Below are 16,929 nucleotides of genomic sequence, written 5' to 3' on the forward strand. Positions count from 1 at the left end.
CCCGCCCGAGCCGTTCTACTGGCTTCCGACGCAGCGCCCGCCGTGGTGGCGGCAGCTACTCGCCTTCATCCGCTACTACGGCTGGACGAGGGTCGTCCACTGGAGGCGTTACCACGGCGCTACTGCGCGGTGACCAGCGTGCACAGCACTTCCTTCTTGCCGTAGCGCCTGTCGCGGTTCCGGACGCCGTCGTCGATGAGGCAGCCGAACCTGTCCTCGGCGTGTCCGGTGACGTGCATCCGGACCTCGATCTTGGACCCGCACTCGTAGACGATCTTCTTGCTCCAGCCCTTGGCGATGCTCTTGTCGGTCCTCCAGTCGCCAAGGCCCGTGCCAACCCGGCTCGCACGTACTCGCACCGTGTACGGCCCGCTGGCGTCCGTTACCTTCGCCGTGACTACGCACGGCTTCTCGGGTGGCAGCTTGTCTGTCGGCGGCCGGTTGCTGCCCTCCTTGCTCTCACATCCGCCGTCGGCGCCCATCATTGCGGCGAGCAGCGCGACCGCGGTCAAGGTCTTGACGGTCGTCCGGTATCGGTGAAATCTGTGCATGGGTCAGGACTCCACTTCCTGATCAGGCCCCGGGCTGGCGCTGCAATCGCCGTGTCCGGGGCCGTCCAAATTTCAGCGGGTGGGTGCCCGCTTCGGGGTGGGTTTGCCGTTCGGCCCGCAGGTCGGCAGCGGGCACTGGCAGGCCCCCCACAACTCGCCGGTCACCGACAGTTCCCGCCCGCACGCGTGGTCCTTGTCGGAGATCGCCAGCGCGCAGCCGAGGCAGCGCACCACCTGGCCCGGGTGAACGACCGGCGGACCCACGGCGGGCGGTGTCACGAGCGGGTGGGACCTCAGCGTCGGCATGGCTGCCGCCGGGCGAGGTGCTTGGCGCGCTGCTCCAACGCCCACTGTGTCTCCGGGCTGTCGTCGGGGCCGCAGGACTGGCAGGTGCCGCCCGCGGCGTGATGGTCGAGGACCTTGCCGGCCACCTCGTACACGGTGGCCGGGTCGACAGGCTCGTCCATGCGGCTCACCGGAGGACTCCGATCAGCACGCCCAGGGCGACGACGACCAGGCACGCCAACACGGTGCGGCGTAGCCGGCAGTCGTAGCCGGTGGGGGCGGGCTGCGGTGCTGGGTGGGGTGGGTTCGGCACGACGTGCCCGTCCGGGATGCGGTAGCACCCGGGCGTCATCTCCAGGGGTGTGGCGCTGCTCCGCTCGATCATGGCGGGCTCCTCGACCGGGAGGACTGGGGAGACCGGGACGGATCCGGGGGACCCGTCCCGGGTGGCCGAGAAGATTCCCAGTCGCCGAACGGAGAACCCGGGGGCCACATCGATTACGCTAGGTGTCATTGGCACCAAAGTCAACGAAGAGCTTGAAGGGGGTGACCTGGCGTGATCGAATTGGGGTGCCGAACGGAGAACAACATCATGCCTATCCCGATGGGGTATCGGCGTATCGCCGAGGACCTTCGCACCCGCATCGCCGCGGGGGAGTACCAGGCCGGCACCCGCCTGCCCACCTACCGCGAGCTGGCCGAGATGTACTCGGCTGGCGTGTCGACGATCCAGAAGGCTGTACTGCTGTTGCAGGCCGAGGGCGTCGTTGTCGGGGTCCAAGGCGCCGGCCTGTACGTCGCTGAGGAGCGCCCGGAAGCCTGAACCCGGGGCGAACGTTCGAACGTTGCGCCCGGGGGACGTTCGCCCCGGCAATCCCTACCGTCCGCCTGGTGATCGACCTGCACTCCGGTGTGCCGAGGCATCGGCAGCTCGCCGACGTGCTCCGCGCCCGGATCGTCGCCGGGGACCACCCGCCCGGGACACTGCTTCCGTCGGAAACCCGGCTGAGTCAGGAGTACGAGGTTGGCCGCGGTACGGTCCGGCGGGCGGTGGGGATCCTCCGCGCCGAGGGGCTTGTCGACGTGGCGTCGGGTCGCGGAACCCGAGTGCGGTCGCGGGCGCCGGAGCTTGAGGAGCTGATTGGCGAGCCGGACCAGCTCGTCACCGCGCGGATGCCGACACCCGAGGAACGTGCCCGGTGGCAGATGCCGGAGGGTGTGCCGGTGCTGGTGGTGCGGCAGCCGGACGGGCTGATGGATGTGTATCCGGCCGATGAGTACGGTGTGCGTATTCCGCGTGGATAAATGCGAATCACGTCTTCCCGCGCTATTCGGCAAACGTCGAATTAATGAATGTGAATCCGTGTGGTCGGGTGCTCACGCTGCGGCCACGGTCCGTCAATGACAACCGCCCATGGGAGCGCGGGAATCCCACGTCCTGTCACACTGCGTTGATCACATATCACGCATGATCCGCTACTGCCACTCAGACATCAGCAGGATAACCCAGCGGATTAGCAGGGTAACCAATCGTCCCCTTTCGTAGGGCAGTCGTACGGGTGTTTCATCGGGGTTCGCTTTAAGCCTCCGTTAAGACAAGGAGCGTGTCCCGTGCATCACAACCCCTCCCCGCTCGCGTACCTGTACCTCGCCGCCATCGCCGCCGGCACCGCTACCGCTTGCTGGGTGGTGAGACGCGAGTCCAGCCGGGTTGAGGCAGCGGTCAAGGCGGGACCGCGCACAGCCGCCGAGGCCGACCCGACGATCACCAGCCTGCCGGAGCCCGAACTGCTGCGGGCGGCGCGGTCGCTGGCGAGCAAGGTGATCGCCTCGGAGCAGCGGCGGTTTGAGGACAATGTTGAGGACACACGCCGATAGGAAACACGGCGGAACTCGCCTACCCGAGTGAAGTTCACCGAGGTCAACCAGGGTGTAGCGAAGACGTGTTTGCATGCCTTCCGGAATTCACCGTGAACTCGTAATGCGTAGGTCGACGGTTCGATTCCGTCAGGCGGCTCGGTACAGAAGCCCAGGTCAACGGCCTGGGCTTCGCCGTTTCCCGAGGTCGACCACGCTGCCGCCGGCCGCGCCAGTCCGCAAATAGTCCGCATCCTGTGCAGCGACCGCCTCGTCCAGCCGGTTGGCGACCGCGTCCAGGTCGTCACCGAACAGGCCCGCGTACACATCCAGCGTCATCGACGCCGAGGTGTGCCCGAGCATCCGCTGCACCGCCTTGACGTTGGCACCCGCCGCCACGGCCAGACTCGCCGCCGTGTGCCGCAGGTCGTGCGGAGTCAGCCCGGCCAGCCCGACCGACGCCGCCGCCGGCCCGAAGACCCGCGACCGGAAGTTGGTGTTACGCAGCGGGCCGCCGTTCGGGGCGGTGAACACCAGATCGTCCCGGCGCTTCCCGGCGACGTGCGCGGCCAGATCGTTGACGATCGTTGTGTTGACACCGGCGAGCAGGCCCGCTCCACGATGTGCGGACTCACGGCGGAGATGGGCTTGAGGCAGAGGAGCGGTACGTGGCAGACGAGATGTTCACCAGCGATCTTTTCGGCTGCATGGAGGTCTTCCTGCTCTGGCACGTCCGCCACGCCCGGTGGCTCGACGGGCGACCAACTACGCACCGAGACGAAGCCGGCGAGCTGGTCTGGGACGAGGAAAACGGTGACGACCTCAAAATCCTGGGGGTGTACTCGTCGGAGGCACGAGCGGAGGAGCGGATACAGCGAGCCAGGAAGCTGCCTGGCTTCCGCGACGAGCCCGACTGCTTCTACATCAACCGCTACAGCCTCGACGAGGACCACTGGAACGACGGCTTCGTTTCCATTCCTGATGACGGTCATGCCGACTAAAGGACAGGTTCCTCGCGGAGGGCGAGCCGGGCCATCCACGGGCCAACCTGCCTTTGCGGGGCCGCTCAAAACGAGTCCGCCCCGCCACCTGCATCGCCGCCGGCGCCCCCGTCTGCCGGAGGGTGGAGCGGGTGAATCCCGGAGCCGTCGTCGGAGCGGGAGGCTCGGGGCTTCAACAGAGTGATCACCATGAGTACCAGGACGGTCAGCAGGACCGCGACAAAGAAGACAAGCCCCACCGTCTGGATCACTGACATCACGAAACGAGCCTATGGCCGCAGGGCGGTGGGGGGCCAGGCCGTGCAGTCCGCATCCAGTCCGCAAGAGGGCGATCGGCAACGGGCGAGCAGTGTGAGATGTTGAGAGCCGTTTCCGCTGGTAGAAGCGGGCGCCGGCAGGTCGTCCGTGGCGGCCAACCTGATCTCGTAATGCGTAGGTCGACGGTTCGATTCCGTCCGGCGGCTCCATAGAAAGGCCCAGGTCACCCGGCTTGATCGCCGATCATGACCTGGGCCTTTTGCTTGCCGTCCCGAGGCCGGCATTACGGTCCGTGAGCCCGGCGGGCACGACCCGCCGGGCTCAAAGGTGACGGTCAGCGCTCGGAGGCGCGGGACCTGCCGTCGTCACCCAGTGAGGACGCGGCGTATTCCACGCCGGGAGTGCCGAGCGTACGGCCCTCGTCGATGGTGCCGCGCCAGGCGCCCGTCGCGGTGCCTCGACTCTCGATGTACGACTTGAACTTCTCCAAGTCGGCCTCGGCCCGCCTCTCCACGATGCGCAGCTTGTCACCGGACTGCTCGACCAGCCCCTCCGGCTCGTACTCCATGCAGAGCCGGACCTGGGTGCGGCCGGTGCCGATCGGCTGGAAGTAAACCGCGCCGGCGTTGGTGGCGCCGCTGGTGGCCGCCCAGGCCACCTTCCGGTCCGGCACCTGCTCGAGGACCTTGGCGTCCCACTCGCGCTTCACGCCGGCGATCTCGGCGATCCAGTGCATCCGCTGGTCGTCGAGCTGCCGCACCTCGTGCACGCCGCCCATGAAGCGGGGAAACTCCTCGAACTGCGTCCACTGGTTGTACGCGGTGCTGACCGGCACGTCGACTTCGATGGACTTCTCGACCTTGGTGGTCATGGATTCCTCCTCGTCGTTCTGACGTCCGTACTCAGATCCGTACCCATTGGGGAGGCGCTGAACCGAGACGGGTGCCACGCCGGCGGCTCAGCCGTCCTCGCGGTCTGGGTTCTCCAGCCGGTCGAGCCGCTGCCCGAGCTGTTCTTCGTGGGCATCGCACCTCATCCTCTCTCGACCCGTGTTCCAGGGGTTTCCGGCGCCGCGTGACGTGGTGGGCCGTCCCTCGATCAGTACCCCCAGCCGCCCGCCCAAACGTGAGCCGCCGATACCTGGGGGTGCGAGGCGGGATCAGGAGTAGATGGTCTGCACGTAGTGCGGCCCGTAGTGGCGTTCGAGGTCGGCGAGGCTCTCGGCCGGGGCCTCCACCTCCTTGACCAGCCGGGCCCGGGACGGCAGGACGTCGGGCTGCCACGTCTCCGGCTGCCACAGTTGGGAGCGGAGGAACGCCTTCGCGCAGTGGTAGAAGATCTGCTCGATCGCCACTTCGACCGCCAGCACCGGGCGGTGTCCCTTGACCACCATGTCGGCGAAGTACGGCGCGTCCCGGACCAGCCGGGCCCGCCCGTTGATCCGCAGCGTGTCGGTGCGGCCGGGGACCAGGTAGATCAGCCCGACGTGCGGGTTGGCCAGGATGTTGCGGTAGCCGTCGGCGCGCCGGTTGCCGGGCCGCTCGGGGATGGCGATGGTCGCCTCGTCCAGCATCAACGTGAAGCCCGGCGGGTCGCCCTTGGGGGAGACGTCGCAGCTGCCGTCCGCGCCGGCCGTGGCGACCAGGCAGAACGGCGAGGCGGCCAGCCACTCCCGGTCCCGCGCGTGCAGCACGGTGCGCTCCTTGGCCAGCGCCCGCTGGTTCGGCATACCCAGCAGCTCGCGCAGTTCCTCCGGTGAGGTGATCTCTACGGTCACGTATTCCTCCCCCGTCCGTTGACGTCGGCGGCGTTTTCGGCCCGCGACCGGCCGGTTTCCGCCATGGTCAGCCTAGGCGTGCGCGCCGAACGCGAGGTTTGCCCCCGGGTCGGCCGGGTACGGCTTGACCCGCAGCCGCTCGGATGCGACCGATGGAGGCCCGATGGAGAGCCGACTGAAGGTGCTCGGTCACCCCGTGCACCCGATGCTGGTGATGTTCCCGGTGGCGCTCCTGGTCACCGCGCTGATCTTCGACGTGGTCGACACCGTGGGCGGGCCCAGCTTGTTCGGTGAGGCCGCGTACTGGAACATCCTGGTCGGCCTGATCGGCGGCGTGCTGGCCGCGGTGGCCGGCTCCTTCGACCTGCTGGCCCTGCCCACCGGCACCCGCGCCAAGCGGGTCGGCCTCGCCCACGCGGGCGCCAATGTCGCGGTGATCCTGCTCTTCGCCGCGGTCTGGGTGGTCCGGCTGAACGCCGAGTACCGGGCCGCCGGGGGTGCCCTGCTGGCCATCGAGGTGGTCGCCGTGGCGCTCCTCGGGATCAGCGCCTGGCTCGGCGGCGAGCTGGTGGACCGGTTGGGCGTGGGCGTCGACCCGGAGGCCGACCTGAACGCGCCGAGCTCGCTGCGCCCCTCGACACCTGAGCGGATCGGAGACATGCGATGACCGAACAGTCCGGTGGACGCGGGTTCTGGCGCGGCCGCCAGCAGGGCTGGGACCCGATGGGTGAGCTCCAGTCGCTGCGCGCCGAGTTGCGCCGCCTGGTCGGTGGCCGGGCCGGCCCGCCGGAGGTGGAGCTGGGCGAAACCGCCGACGGCTGGGAGGTCGTCGTCCGGCTGCCGGGCGTGGCACCGGAGGAGGTGGCGGTCGAGCTGGACGACCGGGAGCTGTGCGTACGGGCCCGCTCGGAGGCGGAGGTCAACGCCGACCACGGCATCCAGGGCGGGTTCGAGACGCGCGGCTTCGAGTACCGGGTGGACCTGCCGTCCCGGGTGGATCCCGACCGGATCGACGCGGTGATGGACCACGGCCTGCTCCGGGTGCGGCTGCCCCGGGCAGCCCGGCCCACGCCGCGCACCATCACCGTCGGCCGCACCGGCCTCCGCCCCGCCACCGTGGGTACGCGGACCCTGGCCGACCCGGCCGCCGACCGGGAACTGCACCACCCGGACACCGCGGTCGACGAGATCGATCGGCCGTAGGGGTCGCGTGACCACCCCGTCGGTGCTCGGCCCGGTCGGCGAGCGCGTACCCGACGTCGAGCGGATCGCCGTGCTGCGGGCGAACGCGCTCGGTGACTTCATCTTCGTCCTGCCGGCGCTGGAGGCGCTGCGTGCCGCGTACCCCCGGGCGGAGCTCGTGCTGCTCGGCGCGCCCTGGCACGCGGTGCTCTGGCGCGACCGCCCCGGCCCGGTGGACCGGGTGCTGGTGGTGCCGCCCGCGCCCGGCATCCGCGACGCCGGGCCGGACGAGCCGCCGGCGGAGCTGGCGGACTTCCTGGCGGCGGCCCGCGCGGAGCGGTTCGACCTGGCGGTGCAGCTGCACGGGGGCGGGGCCAACTCCAACCCGCTGGTCGCCGGGCTGGGCGCCCGGGTCACGGCCGGGCTGCGTGCCGAGGGTGCGCCGCCGCTGGACCGCTGGATCCGGTACGTCTACTACCAGCCCGAGGTGATCCGCTACCTGGAGGCGGTGGCCCTGGTCGGGGCGTCGGCCACCACGATCACCCCGGCGCTGGCGGTCACCGACGCTGACCGGGCCGAGGCCCGGCAGGTGCTCGGCGTGCCGGAGCGGCCCCGGGTGGCGCTGCATCCGGGGGCGACCGACACCCGTCGGCGCTGGCCCGCGGACCGCTTCGGGGAGGTCGCCCGCGCGCTGATCGGCGACGGGTACGAGGTGCTGGTCACCGGCACTCCCGCCGAGCGGGAGACGGTGGACGCGGTGGTCGTGGCGGCCGGCGTCCCGGTCCGCCCGCAGGTCGGCACGCTCAGCCTGGGCGGGTTGGCCGCCTGCTACGCCGGCTGCGCGCTGGTGGTGTCCAACGACACCGGGCCGTTGCACCTGGCCGCCGCGGTCGGCGCGCCCACCGTGGGCGTCTACTGGGTCGGCAACCTGATCAACGGCGCCACGCCGCTACGGACCCGGCACCGCCCGATCGCCTCCTGGACCACGCACTGCCCGGTCTGCGGCGTCGACTGCACCCCGGGGATCTACCCGCACCGCCCGGGCGACGGCGACTGCCCGCACCGGGACTCGTTCGTCGCCGACGTGCCGGCCGTCGAGGTGGTCGAGGCGGCCCGCGAACTGCTGGCGGGGTGACCGGCGCGGCGCGCCGGGTCCGCCGACGGGCGAGCGGCGGGCCGGGGCGGGCGAGCGGTCAGGCCGGCTGCGGGGTGTCCGAGGGCTGGTCGGTGAGGACCACCTCCCACGCCTCCACGTCCCGCTCGGTGACGGTGGTCGGCGACTCCAGGTGGAAGGCCCCGCTGGGCAGCACCCCGGCACCGCCGTGCCGCTCCAGCACCGCGAGCTGCGCGGCGACGTCCTCGCCCTGGTGCTTCTCGTGCAGCCGGCGCCAGAACTCGAAGCCGCCGGAGTCGATCAGCTTCGCCCGGTCGTAGAGCACGCAGCCGCCGATCCAGGAGACCTTGTACGCGCGCCAGGCCCCCGCCGGCAGCCGCAGCTTCTCGGTCACGTGCAGCAGGTTCGCCGCCGGATGGATGGCCGCCCGATCCCACTCCGGCGTGCCCGGGCGGATCCGCTCGGGGACCGGCCGGCCGGGCCACTCCTCGTAGTGCGCGTGGGTCTCGGGGCGGACGTCGTCGGCGTAGGAGAGGCCGTGCACCGCGTTGCCGACGAACCCGCAGCCCAGCTCGCGGATCGCGGTGAGCAGCCGGGCGAGAGTGTCCGGTTCCAGCCAGACGTCGTCGTCGAGGCAGAGCACGTACCGGGCCGTCGACTGGCGCAGCAGGTACGCCCGGTGTTCCGCCAGCCCGCGCCGGGGCAGCCGCCGGGTCAGCAGCACCGGGTGGCCGCGGTGGCGCAGCGCCCGGACCATGGTGGCCGCCGCCGGGTGCGCGTACGCCGGGGCGTTGTCGGACTGGTCGCTCACCACCACCCCGAAGTCGGGTACGCCCTCCTGGGCGGCCAGCCCGGAGAGAGTGACCGCCAGCTCGGCCGGCCGGTTGCGGGTGGGGATCAGCACGTCCAGCTGTCGCGGCCGGCGGAAACCGTCCGGCGTGCCGGGGTCGAGCGGTCGGTTCACGCCGGCCTGCCCGTGCTTCGGCCGACGGTGGGCGTGACCGACTGGGCCCGGATCCGGTCGATGATCGCCGAGGTGGAACGGTCCGGCACGTATCCGAGGGTGCGCACCTGCCCGCCCAGCCGGCGCACCAGCGGAGCCTCCGGGACCATCTCGGGCGGGTAGTCGCCACCCTTGACGTAGACGTCCGGGCGGACCGCCTCGATCAGCGCCGCCGGGGAGTCCTCCTCGAAGACCACCACGTGGTCGACGCACTCCAACGCGGCCAGCAGGGCGGTCCGGTCCTCGACCGGGTTGACCGGCCGGTCCGGCCCCTTGAGCCGCCGTACGCTCTCGTCCGAGTTCACCGCCACGACCAGCAGGTCGCCGAGCGCCCGGGCCTGGGTCAGGTAGCGGACGTGCCCCGGGTGCAGCACGTCGAAGCAGCCGTTGGTGAAGACGATCGAGCGTCCGACCCGGCGGTGCTCCTCGACGATCGCGGTCAGCTCCTCGGCGCCGACCAGACTCGGATGGCCGGTCTGCTCCGGCCCGCTGCCCAACGCGTCGAGCAGGTCCTCCCGCCGGCACACACAGGTGCCGGTGTCGGAGACGGTGATGGTGGCGGCGAGCTGGGCGAGCTGGGCGGCGGTGGGCAGGCTCGCCCCCGCCGCCAGCGCCAGGGTCATCGCCGCCAGGTACGCGTCTCCCGCGCCGACGGCGTGGCTGGCCGGGACCGGGGTGCTGTGGCTGCGCCGGGGCTCGCCGTCGGCCCCGCCGACCACCGCACCCTCGGTGTCCAGGGTTACCGCCACCACGTCCGCGCCGGTGTGCGCGCGCAGCTCGGCGAGGCGCGACTCGGCCAGCATCGCCCGGTCCACGCCCTCGCCGGCCGCCGCGTTCACGGTGACGCCCGTGCCGGTCACGCTGAGCCCGTCCCCGGTCAGCGCGACGCGCTCCTCGCCCGGGGTCGGCTCCCCGGTCGGTCCGGGGCCGGCCGCGCCGGGGTGGCCGGCCGCCGGCGCGCCGGAGGTGGGGTGCGGGGTGCCGGCGGTCCGCTCGCCCGCCCCGCCCGGTGCCGCGCCGACGACCAGCTCGGACGGGCCGTCGACCGGGTCGGCCGGGTGGTCCAGGTGCAGGTCACCGGCGGTGGCGCCGCGCGCGGCGGTACGGCTGCCGCCGCCGAAGCCGACCGCGGCCCGGGCGAGCAGCCGGGTGGCCTCGGCGAAGCTCGGGGTCACCACGGTCGGGTTGAGGCCGCGCCAGTCGGCGAGGTCGTGCGCGTCGAGGGCCACGGTGGCGTAGCGGTCCCGGTTGGCGACCAGCCAGGCGCGGACTGCCCGGGGCAGGGCGCCCAGGCCGTAGTCGCAGACGACCAGGGTGAGCGGCCGGCCGGCGGCGACGGCCTTCAGTTCCTCCGTGGCGCAGTGCAGCGCGGTGAGCAGCCGGGCCACCCCGTCGTCGTCGAGCGCGTCCTCCGGCTCACCGGAGTCCTCGCGGAGCAGGATCTGGTTGCCGGCCAGCATCCGCCGCTTCACCGGCGTCGGCCGTCCGGTCTGGTTGACCGTACGGTCCCAGACGCCCGCGCGGTCGAGGCAGTCGTGCAGTTCGTCGCCGGCCGCGTCGGCGCCGACCGGCGACACCAGCACGGCCCGGCCGCCGAGGGCGGAGACGTTGACCGCCGTGTTCGCCGCGCCACCCGCGGCGGACGTACGGCGGCGCAGGGTGAGGACCGGGGCGGGGGCTTCCCGGCAGAGCCGTTCGGACTCCGCGAACCGCCACTCGTCCAGCATGGCGTCCCCGACGATCAGCACGGGACGCCCCTGCCAGCTCTCCACGACGGTGGCGAGCCGGCGCTCTTCGGCTGCTGCTCCTGCCATGTTCCCTCGGGTCCCCCGAGCCGCTGCCGTCAAACCTGCCCTTGTGGGGTCCGGGCCACGCCGGGCGTCCGGTTTCGCCCGCTTGAGCCCGGGCACGGATTGAGAGGATCCCTGGAGAGGAGAAACCACCATGGCAGCGACACTGCAGGGCAAGCGGATCGCGTTCCTGGCCGCCGACGGCGTGGAGGAGGTCGAGTACACGAAGCCCCGCGAGGCGGTGGAGCAGGCCGGCGCGCGGGTCGAACTCGTCTCGGTGCGCCCCGGCTCGATCCAGTCGTTCAACCATCTGGACCAGAGCCGGACGTACGAGGTGGATGTGACGACGAAGGAGGCGGACGCCGGGGCGTACGACGCGCTGGTGCTGCCCGGCGGCGTGGCCAACCCGGACTTCCTGCGGACCGATCCGGACGCGGTCCGGTTCGTGAGGTCGTTCTTCGGCGCCGGCAAGCCGGTCGGGGTGATCTGCCACGGCCCGTGGACGCTGGTCGAGGCGGACGTGGTGCGTGGCCGCCGGATCACCTCGTGGCCGAGCCTGCGCACCGACCTCACCAACGCCGGCGCGGCCTGGGTCGACGAGGCGGTCGTCACCGACCACGGCCTGGTCAGCAGCCGCAAGCCGGACGACCTCCCGGCCTTCTGCGCCAAGATCGTCGAGATGTTCGCCTGACCGCCCGCCCTCGTTGATCATGAGGTTGGCGGCGGTCGAGGAGATCGACATCGCCGCCAACCTCATGATCGGCCCGTCTCGGGGGCATGTTCTGCGGGACGTGGGAAAGAACGCGGGATGACTGCCCAGGCCAACGGTCGTCCCGTGCTGCACGCCCGCCAGGTCCGTCTGCTGATGTTCGGTCTGATGACCGGCATGCTGCTGGCGGCGCTCGACCAGACCATCGTCGGTACGGCGCTGCCGACCATCGTCGGCCAGTTGGGCGGGATCAACCACTACTCGTGGGTGGTCACCGCCTACCTGCTCGCCTCCACCGCCTCCACCCCGCTGTACGGGAAGATGGCCGACCTCAACGGCAGACGCCCGGTCTTCCTCTTCTCGATCGGCACGTTCCTGCTCGGCTCGCTGCTGGCCGGGCTGTCCCAGAACATGACCCAGTTGATCGTCACCCGGGGCGTGCAGGGGTTGGGCGCCGGCGGCCTGATGACGCTGGCGTTCACCATCATCTCGGACGTGGTCTCGCCCCGGGAACGTGGCCGCTACCAGGGCCTGTTCGGCGCGGTTTTCGGCATCTCCTCGGTGGCCGGGCCGCTGGTCGGTGGCTACTTCGCGGAGACCAACTGGCGCTGGATCTTCTACATCAATGTGCCGCTGGCGATCCTGGCCATCGTGGTCTGCTACCACGTGATGCGGCTGATTCCGTTCGAGCGGCGGGAGCACGCCATCGACTGGCTCGGGGCGGCGTTGCTGGTCGCCGGGGTGAGCAGCCTGCTGCTGGCGCTGAGCTGGGGCGGTAGTCAGTACGCCTGGGGCTCCGGTGTGATCATCGGGCTGTTCGCGGCTGGTGCGGTGCTGGGCACCCTCTTCGTGCTCCAGGAGGCCCGGGTACGCGAGCCGATCCTGCCGCTGCGGCTGTTCCGTACCCGAACGTTCACGCTGGCCAATGCGGCGGGCTTCGTGCTCGGTCTGGTGATGTTCGGGTCGATCATCTTCATCCCGCTCTACCTCCAGATCGTCAAGGGTGCCTCGCCGACCCGCAGCGGTCTGTTGATGCTGCCGATGATGGCCGGCATCATCGTCACCTCGGTGCTCACCGGCCGGGCGATGAGCCGGATCGGCCGCTACAAGTGGTTCCCGGTGGCCGGCAGCGCGGTGCTGCTCGCCGGCATGCTGCTGTTCACCCGGCTCCAGGTGAACAGCTCGCTCTGGGCGGCCTTCGGCTACATGGTGGTGATCGGCGTCGGGCTGGGCCTGTGCATGCAGTCGCTGATCCTGGCCGTGCAGAACGCGGTGCATCCGCGGGACCTGGGCGCCGGCACCTCCTCGGCGACCTTCTTCCGCTCCCTGGGCGGCTCGTTCGGCGTCGCCATCCTCGGCGCGGTGCTCTCGTCGCAGCTCACCCACCAGCTCGGCGACCGGCTGCCGCCCGCCATCGCGCAGCTGCCGCCCGCTGAACGGGCCATCGTGGCGGCCCGGGGCGGGGCGCACATCTCGATCAACGAACCGGGGACCATCCTCGCCCTGCCCGCACCGGTCCGGGCCGCGATCCAGGCCGCCTTCGTCGAGTCGCTGCATCTGGTCTTCCTGACCGCCGGACTGATCGCCATCATCGCGGTGCTGGTCACCCTGGCCCTGCCGAACCACCAGCTGCGCGGCACCGGCCCGCAGGGTGCCACGGGCGGCGCGGATCCGCTCGGCGGCAAGGCCGCCGCCCCCGGCGGCAAGCCGCTGACCAAGGAGTCGAAGGACGAAGCCGCCGCCGAAATGGAAGCCAAGTCCCAGACGATGCTCTGACCGCCGCTGTTGATCAAGGAGTTGGCGTCGGCTACCGGCTTCGGCCCGACGCAACCTCCTTGATCAACGTCTGAGGCGTGCGGGGCTACTTGAGGATCAGGCGGTTGGTTTGTTCGAAGACGTCCAGGTCGGCGAGGGTCTCGATGACGCTGGCGGAGAGCGGGGTGGGCAGCTCCTCCGGGTGGAAGAAGCCGGCGTCGTCGGTCTCGTCGGTCACCCGCGCCAGCTCACCGTCCCACTCGTCCACCCGAAAAGCCGTAGTGAAGACCTGGTACGTGTGGCCGTACATGTTGGTGTGGGTGCGGTCGGGGCCGGTGTAGAGGGCGAAGGCGCTGACCCGCAGGGCGCGCAGCCCGGTCTCCTCGCGGACCTCCCGGACCGCGCAGTCGGCGATCGACTCGCCCAGCTCCATGGCGCCGGCCGGCAACGCCCACTGGCCGTTGTCCGAGCGCTGGATCAGCAGCACCCGGGCGGCGTTGTCCCGGACCACGGCGCGGGCCCCGACGAACATCAGGGTGCGGTCACCGGCCAGGGCGCGCAGCTGCCCCACGTACGAGTCGGCCCAGGAGATGCTCACCCGGACAATCTACGCAGTTTCCGCTGCCGGCTCGGCCAATCCGGGGCTTCCGTGGTGTGACCGGCGACACTAGTTTGCTACCCATGCGTAGCACGATGATGGATGCCCCCCTCCAGGTCGCCCGGATCCTCGAACACGGCTCCACCGTGCACGGCACGGCGGAGGTGGTCACCTGGACCGGCGCCGAGCCCCGTCGGATGACGTACGCCGAGGTCGGGCGGACCGCCGCCCGGCTGGCCCACGCGCTGCGCGACGAGTGCGGGGTGACCGGCGACGAGCGGGTCGCCACGTTCATGTGGAACAACAACGAGCACCTGGCGGCGTACTTCGCCGTGCCGAGCATGGGCGCGGTGCTGCACACCCTCAACCTCCGGCTCTTCCCGGACCAGGTCGCCTACATCGCCAACCACGCCGAGGACCGGGTGGTGCTGGTCGACTCGACGCTGATCCCGCTGCTCGCCCAGGTGATCGGGCAGTTGGCCACGGTGCGGCACGTGGTGGTGGTCGGCGGCGGGGACCCCGCACCGCTGGTGGCGGCGGCCGGCGACCGGATCGCCGTACACCACTGGGACGCCCTGCTGGCCGACCGGCCGGACAGCTACGACTGGCCCGAGGTGGACGAGCGGGACGCGGCGGCGCTCTGCTACACCTCCGGGACCACCGGCAACCCCAAGGGGGTCGCCTACTCGCACCGCTCCATCTACCTGCACTCGCTGCAGATCTGCATGCCGGAGGGCTTCGGGCTCGGCCCGACGGACCGGGAGCTGGCCATCGTGCCGATGTTCCACGCGATGTCCTGGGGCCTGCCGTACGCGGCGTTTCTCTCCGGCGCGTCGCTGATCATGCCGGACCGGTTCCTCCAGGCCGAGCCGATCGCCGAGATGATCGCCGCCGAGCGCCCCACGCTGGCCGGCGCGGTGCCGACCATCTGGACCGACCTGCTGACCTACCTGGACAGTCACGACGTGGACACCTCCTCGCTCAAGGAGGTGATCGTGGGCGGCTCGGCCTGCCCGCCGGCGCTGATGCACGCCTTCCACGACCGGCACGGCATCGAGGTCATCCACGCCTGGGGGATGACCGAGATGTCGCCGCTGGGCTCGGTCTCCCGGCCGCCGGCCGGCGCGACCGGCGAGACGGCCTGGCGCTACCGCTACACCCAGGGCCGGGTCCCGGCCGGGGTCGCCGCGCGGATCGTCGGCCCGCTGGGCGAGCCGCTGCCCGCCGACGGGACCTCGATGGGTGAGCTGGAGGTCCGCGGGCCGTGGGTGACCGCCCGGTACGTCGGGGACGAGACCCAGGACGAGGAGAAGTTCCGGGACGGCTGGCTGCGGACCGGGGACGTCGGCATGCTCTCGTCGGACGGTTACATCACCCTCACCGACCGGGCCAAGGACGTGATCAAGTCGGGTGGCGAGTGGATCTCCTCGGTCGAGCTGGAGAACGCCCTGATGGGGCACCCGGCGGTGCTGGAGGCCTGCGTGGTGGGCGTACCGGACGAGCGGTGGGACGAGCGGCCACTGGCCACCGTGGTGGTTCGGGAGGGCGCCTCGGTCACCGCCGAGGAGCTGCGGGACTTCCTGGCGAAGTCGGTGGCCCGCTGGCAGTTGCCGGAGCGCTGGGCGTTCATCGACGCGGTCCCGAAGACCAGCGTCGGCAAGTTCGACAAGAAGGTGGTGCGTTCCCGGTACGCGGAGGGCGGGCTCGAGGTGCGCGAACTGGCCGCGCCGTAACACTTTCCGGCGTAGCGTCGCTGGACGGGTAGAGACTTCCTCCTCAAGGACATCTCTCCCAGAGGGCGGCCCCGGCGTTCGCACCGCGCCGGGGCCGCCCGTCCATGCGGGGCGACCCGCACGTCCATTCTCGCGAAACTTGTTCGCCTCTGTCCCGATGTCAGAGAAATCCGTTTCGCGTTTATTACACCTCGGCCGTGGCGATCAGCACCTTGCCGACCGCACCGTCCTCCACCGCCTTGTGCGCCGCCTGGGCCGCCGACATCGGGTAGTGGTGCAGCGGCAGTCCGGCCTCCTCGCCCACCCGGATCGCCCCCTGCGCCACCGCCGCCGTCACGTCGGTCACCGCCTGCGCCTTGGCCGCCTTCGGCGCCGTGTAGATCAGCACGAACTGCCAGCGGGCGTTCGGCACCATCAGCGGCCGGATCGGCAGCGTCACCTCGGACCCGCCGTCGTCCGCGTAGACGCAGACCGCGCCCCCGGTTCGCAGGATCTGCACGTCCGCCGCCGCGTTGACGGCCGCGGCGACCTCGACGATGGTGTGCACCCCGTCGGGCGCGATCTTGCGGACCTCCTCGACCACGTCCTGCTCGCGGTAGTTGATCACGAAGTCGGCCCCGGCCGCCGCCGCGAGCTGCGCCTTCTCCGGGGTGCTCACCGTGGTGATCACGCAGGCGTCGGCCCAGCGGGCGAGCTGGATGGCCGCGTTGCCGACCGCGCCCGCCCCGCCCTGCACCAGCACCACATGGTCGCTGAGCGCGCCCGCGTGCAGCTTGTCCGGCATGAACTCGCCGGCGGTGAGGCACCGGTGCGCGGTCAGGAACGGGATGCCGAGGCAAGCACCGAGGTCGAAGGAGGCGGAACCGAGGCGTACCGCGTGCCGGACCGGGACCACCGTGTATTCGGTGGCGGTGCCCCAGGGCCGCTGCCAGGCGGCCTCCCAGAGCCACACCCGGTCACCGATCAGGATCTGGTCGACACCCTGGCCGACCGCCTCGATCACCCCGGCACCGTCCTGCCCGGGGATCTGCCAGCCGGCCGGGAGCGGCCACTGCCGGCGGGCCTTCCAGTCCGTCGGGTTCACCCCGGCCACGGCCATCCGCACCAGCACCTCGCCGGGGCCCGGCTCCGGGATCGGGCGCTCAGCCACCTGGAGCACCGAGACGTCGCCGTTGCCTTCGTACACGATCGCCTTCATCGCCGTCCCCTCACCGCCGACACGTGCGCCACCGGCTGCGCTACCCGGACGCACCCTGATCATTCCGATCGGACGCGCCGGGGAAAACGTACAACGCGGCGGTCGGCGGCAGGAGGGG

The 16,929-nt window shown here is 71.3% G+C and carries 21 protein-coding genes; 10 read left to right on the forward strand and 11 right to left on the reverse strand.

The window, feature by feature from the left end; genetic code table 11:
* Positions 1–119: 119 nt before the first annotated feature.
* The 4 genes from A6A27_RS35690 to A6A27_RS35700 all read right to left on the reverse strand — a co-directional run bounded on the left by A6A27_RS35690 (position 120) and on the right by A6A27_RS35700 (position 1,221).
* Positions 120–512 carry a hypothetical protein gene (locus A6A27_RS35690; RefSeq protein ID WP_143194347.1) on the reverse strand — a complete coding sequence of 131 codons (393 nt, stop codon included), beginning with the start codon at positions 510–512 and terminating at the stop codon, positions 120–122.
* A gap of 111 nt (positions 513–623) precedes the next feature.
* Positions 624–830, reverse strand: coding sequence for a hypothetical protein (locus A6A27_RS35695; RefSeq protein ID WP_143194348.1), 207 nt, complete (start codon positions 828–830; stop codon positions 624–626).
* 14 nt (positions 831–844) lie between these two features.
* Entirely contained in the window at positions 845–1,018 is a 174-nt protein-coding gene (locus A6A27_RS44635; protein WP_158074124.1) for a hypothetical protein, read from the reverse strand.
* Between the two features lie 5 nt (positions 1,019–1,023).
* The gene (locus A6A27_RS35700; protein WP_073839065.1) at positions 1,024–1,221 is read right to left on the reverse strand and encodes a hypothetical protein; all 198 of its coding nucleotides are present in this window, start codon (positions 1,219–1,221) and stop codon (positions 1,024–1,026) included.
* 207 nt (positions 1,222–1,428) lie between these two features.
* Here A6A27_RS35700 and A6A27_RS35705 point away from each other — a divergent pair, with 207 nt between their 5' ends.
* From A6A27_RS35705 to A6A27_RS35715, 3 genes are all read left to right on the forward strand, one after another.
* Positions 1,429–1,659, forward strand: a complete 231-nt coding sequence (locus A6A27_RS35705) for a GntR family transcriptional regulator (RefSeq protein ID WP_073839193.1) — start codon at positions 1,429–1,431, stop codon at positions 1,657–1,659.
* A 68-nt stretch (positions 1,660–1,727) separates the two neighbouring features.
* Positions 1,728–2,141, forward strand: a complete 414-nt coding sequence (locus tag A6A27_RS35710) for a GntR family transcriptional regulator (RefSeq protein ID WP_073839066.1) — start codon at positions 1,728–1,730, stop codon at positions 2,139–2,141.
* A 306-nt stretch (positions 2,142–2,447) separates the two neighbouring features.
* Positions 2,448–2,714, forward strand: coding sequence for a hypothetical protein (locus A6A27_RS35715; RefSeq protein WP_073839067.1), 267 nt, complete (start codon positions 2,448–2,450; stop codon positions 2,712–2,714).
* A 156-nt stretch (positions 2,715–2,870) separates the two neighbouring features.
* On the opposite strand, the gene A6A27_RS42575 is transcribed toward A6A27_RS35715, so the two are convergent.
* Complete coding sequence (locus A6A27_RS42575; protein ID WP_083673125.1) at positions 2,871–3,368, reverse strand: tyrosine-type recombinase/integrase; 498 nt, start codon at positions 3,366–3,368, stop codon at positions 2,871–2,873.
* Here A6A27_RS42575 and A6A27_RS35725 point away from each other — a divergent pair.
* The gene (locus tag A6A27_RS35725) at positions 3,362–3,694 is read left to right on the forward strand and encodes a DUF7336 domain-containing protein (RefSeq protein WP_198940592.1); all 333 of its coding nucleotides are present in this window, start codon (positions 3,362–3,364) and stop codon (positions 3,692–3,694) included. The two genes, A6A27_RS42575 and A6A27_RS35725, sit on opposite strands and share 7 nt — an antisense overlap.
* 592 nt (positions 3,695–4,286) lie before the next feature.
* Here A6A27_RS35725 and A6A27_RS35735 read toward each other — a convergent pair.
* Both A6A27_RS35735 and A6A27_RS35740 read right to left on the reverse strand, forming a co-directional pair.
* Positions 4,287–4,823, reverse strand: coding sequence for an SRPBCC family protein (locus tag A6A27_RS35735; RefSeq protein WP_083673126.1), 537 nt, complete (start codon positions 4,821–4,823; stop codon positions 4,287–4,289).
* Positions 4,824–5,111: 288 nt separating this feature from the next.
* Positions 5,112–5,729, reverse strand: a complete 618-nt coding sequence (locus A6A27_RS35740; RefSeq protein WP_073839069.1) for a pyridoxamine 5'-phosphate oxidase family protein — start codon at positions 5,727–5,729, stop codon at positions 5,112–5,114.
* Between the two features lie 163 nt (positions 5,730–5,892).
* On the opposite strand from A6A27_RS35740, the gene A6A27_RS35745 reads away from it, so the two are divergent.
* The 3 genes from A6A27_RS35745 to A6A27_RS35755 are packed head-to-tail and all read left to right on the forward strand — an operon-like array spanning position 5,893 to position 8,046.
* Positions 5,893–6,396: a DUF2231 domain-containing protein gene (locus A6A27_RS35745; protein WP_073839070.1), complete on the forward strand. Its 504-nt coding sequence runs from the start codon at positions 5,893–5,895 to the stop codon at positions 6,394–6,396.
* Positions 6,393–6,932 (forward strand): Hsp20/alpha crystallin family protein, encoded by a 540-nt coding sequence (locus A6A27_RS35750; RefSeq protein WP_073839071.1) that lies wholly within the window; start codon positions 6,393–6,395, stop codon positions 6,930–6,932. The genes A6A27_RS35745 and A6A27_RS35750 overlap by 4 nt, the downstream gene beginning before the upstream one ends.
* A 7-nt stretch (positions 6,933–6,939) precedes the next feature.
* The gene (locus A6A27_RS35755; RefSeq protein ID WP_073839072.1) at positions 6,940–8,046 is read left to right on the forward strand and encodes a glycosyltransferase family 9 protein; all 1,107 of its coding nucleotides are present in this window, start codon (positions 6,940–6,942) and stop codon (positions 8,044–8,046) included.
* A gap of 58 nt (positions 8,047–8,104) precedes the next feature.
* Here the strand turns inward: A6A27_RS35755 and A6A27_RS35760 are convergent, their stop codons facing one another.
* Together A6A27_RS35760 and rfaE2 are read right to left on the reverse strand one after the other, a co-directional pair.
* Positions 8,105–8,989, reverse strand: a complete 885-nt coding sequence (locus A6A27_RS35760) for a glycosyltransferase family 2 protein (RefSeq protein ID WP_073839073.1) — start codon at positions 8,987–8,989, stop codon at positions 8,105–8,107.
* A complete protein-coding gene (rfaE2, locus tag A6A27_RS35765; protein WP_073839074.1) occupies positions 8,986–10,842 on the reverse strand; it encodes a D-glycero-beta-D-manno-heptose 1-phosphate adenylyltransferase in 1,857 nt (618 codons plus the stop codon). The genes A6A27_RS35760 and rfaE2 overlap by 4 nt, the downstream gene beginning before the upstream one ends.
* A 130-nt stretch (positions 10,843–10,972) precedes the next feature.
* Between rfaE2 and A6A27_RS35770 the strand changes: the two genes are divergently transcribed.
* Together A6A27_RS35770 and A6A27_RS35775 are read left to right on the forward strand one after the other, a co-directional pair.
* Positions 10,973–11,509 (forward strand): type 1 glutamine amidotransferase domain-containing protein, encoded by a 537-nt coding sequence (locus A6A27_RS35770; RefSeq protein WP_073839075.1) that lies wholly within the window; start codon positions 10,973–10,975, stop codon positions 11,507–11,509.
* Between the two features lie 117 nt (positions 11,510–11,626).
* On the forward strand, positions 11,627–13,303 hold the full coding sequence (locus A6A27_RS35775) for an MDR family MFS transporter (RefSeq protein WP_073839076.1): 1,677 nt from the start codon (positions 11,627–11,629) through the stop codon (positions 13,301–13,303).
* Between the two features lie 85 nt (positions 13,304–13,388).
* On the opposite strand, the gene A6A27_RS35780 is transcribed toward A6A27_RS35775, so the two are convergent.
* Positions 13,389–13,880 (reverse strand): NUDIX domain-containing protein, encoded by a 492-nt coding sequence (locus A6A27_RS35780; RefSeq protein WP_073839077.1) that lies wholly within the window; start codon positions 13,878–13,880, stop codon positions 13,389–13,391.
* An 83-nt stretch (positions 13,881–13,963) separates the two neighbouring features.
* Here A6A27_RS35780 and A6A27_RS35785 point away from each other — a divergent pair, with 83 nt between their 5' ends.
* The gene (locus tag A6A27_RS35785; protein WP_073839078.1) at positions 13,964–15,613 is read left to right on the forward strand and encodes a fatty acid--CoA ligase; all 1,650 of its coding nucleotides are present in this window, start codon (positions 13,964–13,966) and stop codon (positions 15,611–15,613) included.
* Positions 15,614–15,797: 184 nt separating this feature from the next.
* Here A6A27_RS35785 and A6A27_RS35790 read toward each other — a convergent pair whose 3' ends face one another.
* Entirely contained in the window at positions 15,798–16,811 is a 1,014-nt protein-coding gene (locus A6A27_RS35790) for an NADPH:quinone reductase (RefSeq protein WP_073839079.1), read from the reverse strand.
* Between the last annotated feature and the right edge of the window lie 118 nt (positions 16,812–16,929).

The sequence above is a fragment of the Micromonospora sp. CB01531 genome (assembly GCF_001905095.1).
In the GTDB taxonomy this organism is placed as follows: domain Bacteria; phylum Actinomycetota; class Actinomycetes; order Mycobacteriales; family Micromonosporaceae; genus Micromonospora.

Excerpts from the sequence above, each read along its gene's own strand:
- A6A27_RS44635 (WP_158074124.1), bottom strand. The coding sequence starts at position 1,018 with ATGGACGAGCCTGTCGACCCGGCCACCGTGTACGAGGTGGCCGGCAAG.
- A6A27_RS35700 (WP_073839065.1), bottom strand. The coding sequence starts at position 1,221 with ATGATCGAGCGGAGCAGCGCCACACCCCTGGAGATGACGCCCGGGTGC.
- A6A27_RS35705 (WP_073839193.1), top strand. The coding sequence starts at position 1,429 with ATGCCTATCCCGATGGGGTATCGGCGTATCGCCGAGGACCTTCGCACC.
- A6A27_RS35735 (WP_083673126.1), bottom strand. The coding sequence starts at position 4,823 with ATGACCACCAAGGTCGAGAAGTCCATCGAAGTCGACGTGCCGGTCAGC.
- A6A27_RS35745 (WP_073839070.1), top strand. The coding sequence starts at position 5,893 with ATGGAGAGCCGACTGAAGGTGCTCGGTCACCCCGTGCACCCGATGCTG.
- A6A27_RS35750 (WP_073839071.1), top strand. The coding sequence starts at position 6,393 with ATGACCGAACAGTCCGGTGGACGCGGGTTCTGGCGCGGCCGCCAGCAG.
- rfaE2 (WP_073839074.1), bottom strand. The coding sequence starts at position 10,842 with ATGGCAGGAGCAGCAGCCGAAGAGCGCCGGCTCGCCACCGTCGTGGAG.
- A6A27_RS35770 (WP_073839075.1), top strand. The coding sequence starts at position 10,973 with ATGGCAGCGACACTGCAGGGCAAGCGGATCGCGTTCCTGGCCGCCGAC.
- A6A27_RS35775 (WP_073839076.1), top strand. The coding sequence starts at position 11,627 with ATGACTGCCCAGGCCAACGGTCGTCCCGTGCTGCACGCCCGCCAGGTC.
- A6A27_RS35785 (WP_073839078.1), top strand. The coding sequence starts at position 13,964 with ATGCGTAGCACGATGATGGATGCCCCCCTCCAGGTCGCCCGGATCCTC.
- A6A27_RS35790 (WP_073839079.1), bottom strand. The coding sequence starts at position 16,811 with ATGAAGGCGATCGTGTACGAAGGCAACGGCGACGTCTCGGTGCTCCAG.